Origin of the sequence: Synechococcus sp. BSA11S (genome assembly GCF_014224355.1) — a bacterium.
GTDB lineage: Bacteria > Cyanobacteriota > Cyanobacteriia > PCC-6307 > Cyanobiaceae > Regnicoccus_A.
The window spans coordinates 1-6,496 of record NZ_VNWP01000039.1 but is presented as its reverse complement, the minus strand read 5'-3'; the positions used below and the strand labels follow the sequence as shown (position 1 = coordinate 6,496).

The 6,496-nt window shown below is 50.2% G+C and carries 3 protein-coding genes and 2 pseudogenes; 4 read left to right on the top strand and 1 reads right to left on the bottom strand.

Going from position 1 to position 6,496, the window contains the following annotated elements; all coding sequences use genetic code 11:
* Positions 1-156 precede the first annotated feature (156 nt).
* The 4 genes and pseudogenes from FPZ61_RS15775 to FPZ61_RS15770 all read left to right on the top strand — a co-directional run.
* Positions 157-294 (top strand): annotated as a pseudogene (locus tag FPZ61_RS15775) (IS630 family transposase); the annotation flags it as partial.
* An 87-nt stretch (positions 295-381) separates the two neighbouring features.
* The gene (locus FPZ61_RS15180) at positions 382-2,490 is read left to right on the top strand and encodes a hypothetical protein (RefSeq protein WP_185467452.1); all 2,109 of its coding nucleotides are present in this window, start codon (positions 382-384) and stop codon (positions 2,488-2,490) included.
* A gap of 234 nt (positions 2,491-2,724) precedes the next feature.
* A complete protein-coding gene (locus FPZ61_RS15175) occupies positions 2,725-4,746 on the top strand; it encodes a hypothetical protein (protein ID WP_185467453.1) in 2,022 nt (673 codons plus the stop codon).
* A 43-nt stretch (positions 4,747-4,789) separates the two neighbouring features.
* A pseudogene (locus FPZ61_RS15770) lies at positions 4,790-5,053 on the top strand (IS5/IS1182 family transposase); the annotation flags it as partial.
* A gap of 48 nt (positions 5,054-5,101) precedes the next feature.
* Here FPZ61_RS15770 and FPZ61_RS15165 read toward each other — a convergent pair.
* Complete coding sequence (locus FPZ61_RS15165) at positions 5,102-6,382, bottom strand: transposase (protein ID WP_185467454.1); 1,281 nt, start codon at positions 6,380-6,382, stop codon at positions 5,102-5,104.
* Positions 6,383-6,496 lie beyond the last annotated feature (114 nt).

Sequence of the window (6,496 nt, the reverse complement as noted above, 5' to 3'; positions counted from 1 at the left end):
TGATCGGCGTCAGTCGGGCATTGGGGTGGCTATGCATGGGGTGTGAGGTCTTGGGATGGGCGGTGACACCCCGACCCTGGCGACCTCACACCCAATCGTCAGCTGAACAACGTGGTGGGACTACACACCTAGCCGCAGGCTTCCGCGCAGCGGTAGGAATCGATCGCCAAGATCGAGCAATTCGTGGCGGCCTACAACAAGACCAAGGCCCCGTTCAACTGGACTGCCACAGCGGATTCAATCCTGGAGAAGCTCCAGCGACTTTGCTCGCAAATCTCCGGGACGGGACACTAGCTGAATCAAGGATTAAGTTCGCTAACTTATGGCAGGTGAGTCACATTTATTCCGCCAAGCGATAGGGTGCTATGCTATGGTTGGCCAATGCAAGCCAAGTTATTCACGGCTGCCACAGTTCAAATGAGACCTACAATTGTACTATATAGAATTATAGGGAATCCACTTCCACCCAGGCATTCGCCAGAAGACACTATTAACGAACTTAAATTCATATTAGAGTATGAACCTGACTATGAGGGGATAGAAAAGCGCTGGCTCCTCAATAGAGTCTTTGACCATAGTCTAGCCAGGGATATCAGAGACCTAATCCGCTCAGCAGGATACAGGCTTGATGTTATACCTTTTTCCAAGAAAGAGTATAAATCAGTGTGGGAGGACTTAGAGGGGATCCCCCCAGAGCTTCATCCTTGGCAGCAAAGTTTTCAAACAGAAGAATTAATTACTCAAGCCAAAGTGCTTGACTATATAGGCAGAAAGAAAAATCAATACATCATGAATAATAATGGAGCCAGAAATCATGCGATTGATCTTGGCTTAGCAGATTCCAGCTGGGTGATGCCATGGGACAGTGGCTGCTTTTTACCTGAAGCCTCGTATGAAGTCTTACACGACTTGATGGCAAGCTTGGGTTGCGATGTGATCTCTGTTCCCATGAGTCGGCTCTTTGGGAACAATGCTTTAGCTCTTGATCGATCTTATGTGCCTGTTGATGTAACTGAGCCTCAACTTTGCTTTAGTCATAGGACAACAATAAGATTTGATGAGAGACTTCGGTATGGCTCTTGTCCAAAAGCCATGCTACTAAGGCAATTGGGCATTCCAGGTCCATGGCAAAAATGGACCTGCATTCCATATTGGGAGAGTTATGCAGGATCTGAAAAATCAAATATGTCTGGAAAGTATGTTCAGGCGGGCTGGGTCTATCGCTTAACTTCTTCTTCTTGGAAGGACGATCCCAAGTCTGAAGCAACTCTCCACCATGCCAGGTACAAAGGCATTGTCGAGTTTATCTTTAAGGTTGACACCAGCCTAATCGAATCTGAATTGACATACGGAATCTCTCTGCTTCAGTCTAGTTGTGCAAATAGTAGAGATGCTGAAGTGCGCTACGACAATTCTCATGAAAGTTCTTGCGCAAATGATAATATCGCTAGGGACACCCTCTGCACTCTAGCTAAAATCGCAGCCTCACATCAACTCTCGGATTCTGAAGTAAATCGGCTCTTGCAGGACACACTTCTGGATCATGACTACACATCTGTTGCATCAGTGTCAGACAGTCTTGAGAGCCTTGGAAGGGGGATAATTAGGATGCCCGCGACACTACTTGCTAGGCAAAGCTTTCCAACTTCAACAATGATATTGTATATTCTCGTACATGCTTTTCATCGGAACAAGCTATCAGCCTGCAACAAATATATCAATGACTTAGTTGGCGCGATGTTCGGCCAAAGTGGTGATGGCTCCTCGCCCAGCTTACGATTCCTAAGTGAATATGGCACCAAAAAGCATATAACTGATTCTGAACTTGCAAGACTACTCTTTCTAGTTCCTCTTCTAGAGTCGCTAAAAATTGCCAATAATGCCTGGCTTGCCCCCCCCTCAGTAGTTCTAAGAACAAACGAGGTCTTGAAAAAGATTCTAGTTAATCTGTGCCACAACAGCGAAACCATCATCTCACGGAATCGCGGAGGCCATCCTCTAAGCATCTACCACTGCATTATACTGACCCTTGGGATATATCTCAACAAGCCCAAATATGTCTCGCTTTCTCTTAATAATCTCCCAGCAGTTGCGATGGATCAAGTATCGAGTCTATGTCCAGATAGAGGTTCTGACATAAATATTATTTTCAACTCTCTCGCTTCTTGGGCTGTTATTGCAATCTGTGCACAAAAGTGCGGCAAAGATCTGTCAGCCTATCTTAAATCATCCTTTGGGTCTGCTTCAATCTTCTATTCTCAGATTGGATTACATACTGTTGTAGAGACCGTTGGCCTTGGCCCGGCGTTATCTTTGCTAGATATTCTTTACCAGGCCGTCGGTGATCCCTATAGAGATTCGAGCCTAACAACCATTGATGAGGGCAGGCGAAAGACTCAGCGTTGCATGAACCACCTATTTAACACTCCCATCATTTCGCAAGAGAGTCGACTACTCTTGCTATTTGTACAGCTAACTCTCTGTAATTAATGTGAAGACTCTAAATTACTTGATTCTATCTATTGCGGATCATCTTGTTGGCTTCACAATTAGTGCAGAGATCTCTGCCCATGTTGCAACCAAGTTTCCAGTGTAAACTCTCCTTTTGACTTAATGGCTATGAACTCACCGTCCCCCAAGGTTACAGTAATCGTTGAGGGATTTAGTAAATCATCCTCAGGCAATAACTGTCTCCGCTCAGTAATCAGTCAGACCCTTCCGGAGTTGGAAATAGTTCTGTTATGCGAAGATGGTACAGGCAAAATTCCTCCGGAGCTGCAGTATCTAGTTCTTAATGACAAGAGAATCAAGCTCCTTTCCGGCCAATCGCTATGTGACGAACAAGCTTTATTATTGGCACTAGCTTTTCAAGAGGCTAAGGGCGATTACATTCTCATTGTTAGAGCAGAGGACAGGCTAGGATCTAATTATATTGAAGAACTCTATAGGTGCGTGGCCGACAATCACCCTGACATTGTCACTGCTGCGGGGCATCTAATAGAAGATGAACTAGGGCGCTCGGGCTTGATTAAGCATGATTGTGAGATGATGGATCTAGACGGCGATCATGCTAACTGGCCTTTGCCAAGCGCTAATCTTTGGGACAAGCTACTACGGCGGGAATTCTTGGTGATGATGGCCGATAATGGCATTCTCTTGAAGCCATCATCGAGACAAGAATTTTGGTTTAAGGCCTTTGGCTTGGCGCAAGGGATTAAGGCTTCAACTACAGTAGATTATCATTACAATGATTGTCGTGATGCTGATGCTAAAGCTAACTTGATAGGCGGTAACCCTGATCAGATCCATAATATCTTTTTGGGCTTATTAGACTGGGCAGATGAGCAGCGTCTGCCAGCGGAGTACAGGGCATATCTAATGACTTGCGAGCTTAAGATCTGCGTCAATATTCTAGATTCATGTGAGCCTTCGTCTTATGGCCTGTATTTTACAAAAATCTCAAAACTAGTAAACCAGATAGCCAAGGGCTCTGATAGAAAGCTTCTTGAATCCTTTGAAGGCCGCCACGCACAAGTCATATCGCATCTGATCAGTGCAGACATTCACGCACATACTGCATTACGGAGCGATAATCTGCGTAGCCTCCTCATATATACACAGAATGGACATTATAAGTACCCACAAACCGTTTCAGCACCTCCGTGGTCAATGCTATCGAATGTAAATAGAAACATTCTTTACTGGCCTGATTTCTCTGATGCCAATGAATATCAGAAACTGACCTATGAATACATCACCTGGGCTGCAGGCTCATCCTGTATTGGCCTAAATGTGGCTACTCTGTCACTTGAGGCAGTCGCTTCCATGTCTTTGTATTGCTCAATATTTCATTTTCACTGGATTCATCCAATTCTTGGTAAGTATGCGGATTGTCCTCACCACTTTGCGGAAGTTCTTCAGTGCATGAAGCGCCAATATGGGTATCGCATCCTTTGGACTGTGCATAATCTATACTCGCATAAGAGATTCTGCAGCAGGTCTAAAGAGCTCGAACTCCGACGCCTTCTTGCCATGCATTCTGATCGATTGGTCGTGCATTCCGATTTGGCACGAGAAACTATATGCAATGAGTATTTAGTTGAATCGGCTAAAGTCTCTGTCTTTCCCCATCCCCTGTACAAGATTCCAATTGCCCAGGAGGTACGACTGCAAGAGATCGATCAAGCTCTGCCCTCTCTTGCGCCTATTAGGCTTCTTTTCTTTGGTGATCTTAGGCCATACAAGAGGCTTAGATTTGCAATACGCATGGTGCAAATGCATAATTCCCGCAATCCTGAGTCACGCGTATCTTTAATAGTTGCAGGTAAGCCCATATCTGAGCACCAATCCCGCCTTCTGACCAGCTTGGTGGAGGGAGATGCCGCTTTTGTCATGATCCTGCGTCGGATATCCGATTCTGAAATTAAAGCAATATTCGATGATGTCACTGCAGTTCTTCTGGCGCATCCCCGATCACTTTGCAGTGGAATACTGCATCTCGCGTTTTCCAGCCATGTGCCTTTCATAGCTTATCCCTGTGTCGCAACTAAGGAGCTTTCTTCTCGAGGTCTTGGGCTGCTTTATGAAAATCAATTCGAGTTCTCTGAAGCTATCTCTGCACTGAGGACCAGCCTCAATGCCCTTAAAAGAGAGATCAAGAGGTATAATTGTGAAGCTGAGTATCCGAGCAGCAAGGTTCTGGACTCAGGACTAAGTGCCTTTCTTTTTGATCAAAAGACTTCTTGATTAGGTAGCAAGCTCCGTCAGCCGGCTTTGTCGCATAAGCTGGTACGTGTGTACCAGCAGAAGCATCCCTGATCGAATCGTCAGCCTCTACCAAGCTCACATCAGGCCCATCGTGCGTGGCAAGGCCAGAAGCAATGTTGAGTTTGGCGCCAAGATCTCTGTCTCAGTCACTGGCGATGGGTTCACCTTCCTTGATCGGCTGAGTTACAATCCCTACAACGAAGGAGAAGACCTGAAGGCTCAGGCAAGAGCCTATCGACGCCGATATGGCCACTATCCAAAGGTGATCTGTGCTGATCAGATTTATCTGCACGGCGACGATTAGGTAGGCGGGCGCGTTGACTCATGTCAAATGTTACCAATTTAATTGACGCCTCACCGGTTGTTTCCTCTTTTTTCTGTTGAGCTGGCTGTTCTCCTGGTCCCGGATCGCCCCCATCTGCTTGCCCACCACCTGTTCGGCATGGGCGACCCGCCACCCAGCCATCCGCCGCTGCAGGGTGCGGAGGCTCCCGCCATATAGACCAGGTTGTTCTCGCTCCAGTCGCTGCATTGCCTGCTGGCCTGTGAGCAAGGGATCAGCCATGAGCCACTGCAAGACCAGGGGCCAGCAGCCCAGCGTCGGGTCCACCCGCGTGCGGTAGGTGCGGGTGGACACATGCCAGCCGCCACGCTTGCCGGGTTCGCTCTGTTGCCACAGCAGCCGCAGGCTGCTCAGGAAGGCATCCAGCTCTTGGCTGCTGTCTGAGGGCTCCGTCACGCTGGCCGGTTCCCGCTCTCCGCTGATCAGGGCGGTCTGGTTGCTGCGAATCGTCTCCAGCAGGGCCACTGGATCACAGTGCTGCTGCAACGCCTCAATCTGCCGGCGGCCTTTGCGCCCCAGCCCGCTCCAACCCAGCAATCGATCAGCCGGCGTGAGTGGTTGGTCGTGGCGCCTGCGGGGACGCCTGCCTTCACGACAGTCGGCCTCGTCAAATGGGATCCGTTTGGCCGAGGGTTGGTAGATGTTGGTGAACAGGCGCAGGGCCCCGTAGAGCTGGCAGAGCCGCTCAAGCTGCTGGGGCCCCTCCAGCCGCCGATGACCCACCACGCGGCGCACAAGCATGCCGTTCTTCTGCTCGACCCAGGCCTGGTCATTGGATTTGTAGGCCCGTGAGCGGGTCAGCTCCACCGGCCTGGTGGCCTCGGCGCACCAGCGCTCGAGCTCCTCGTTCATGAATGCGGTGTCGTTGTCCACGTCGATGCCGCGCAGAGGCATCGGTATCAGCTTCTGCAGCTCCTGCAGCGCTGAGCGCACCATCAGCCCGTCGCGGCTGGGCAGCGGCACACATTCGCTCCAGCCGCTGGCTACATCAGTGAGCACCAGCGTCCACAGGAACGGACCCTCCATGCGCCCACCGCAGTGGGCCACCAGGTCCATCTCGAACCAGCCGGGCTCGACGTCCTTCCAGCCATTGAACGTGCGCACCGTGGTGCGCCTCCGCACTCCGGTGACGATGCGGGAACGGCGGCGGCGGTGCTGGCCGCCCAGGGCAGCACGCGCCGAGGTCAGCAGCCGATCGATCGTGGCCGGGCTCACCTGCAGCAGCTTCTGCCTGAGGGCCGGGTCAATCTCCAGGTGGCAGCGGCGTCCCATGGAGTGGTGTAACTCGGGAGGATCAGCCCCGGCGTAGCCGGGGCTGACGGTTCACCTCCCTCAGATCTCAGCTGTGGCAATGGGTGGGCCGGTCTGTGACCCTGTTCGGAGCAC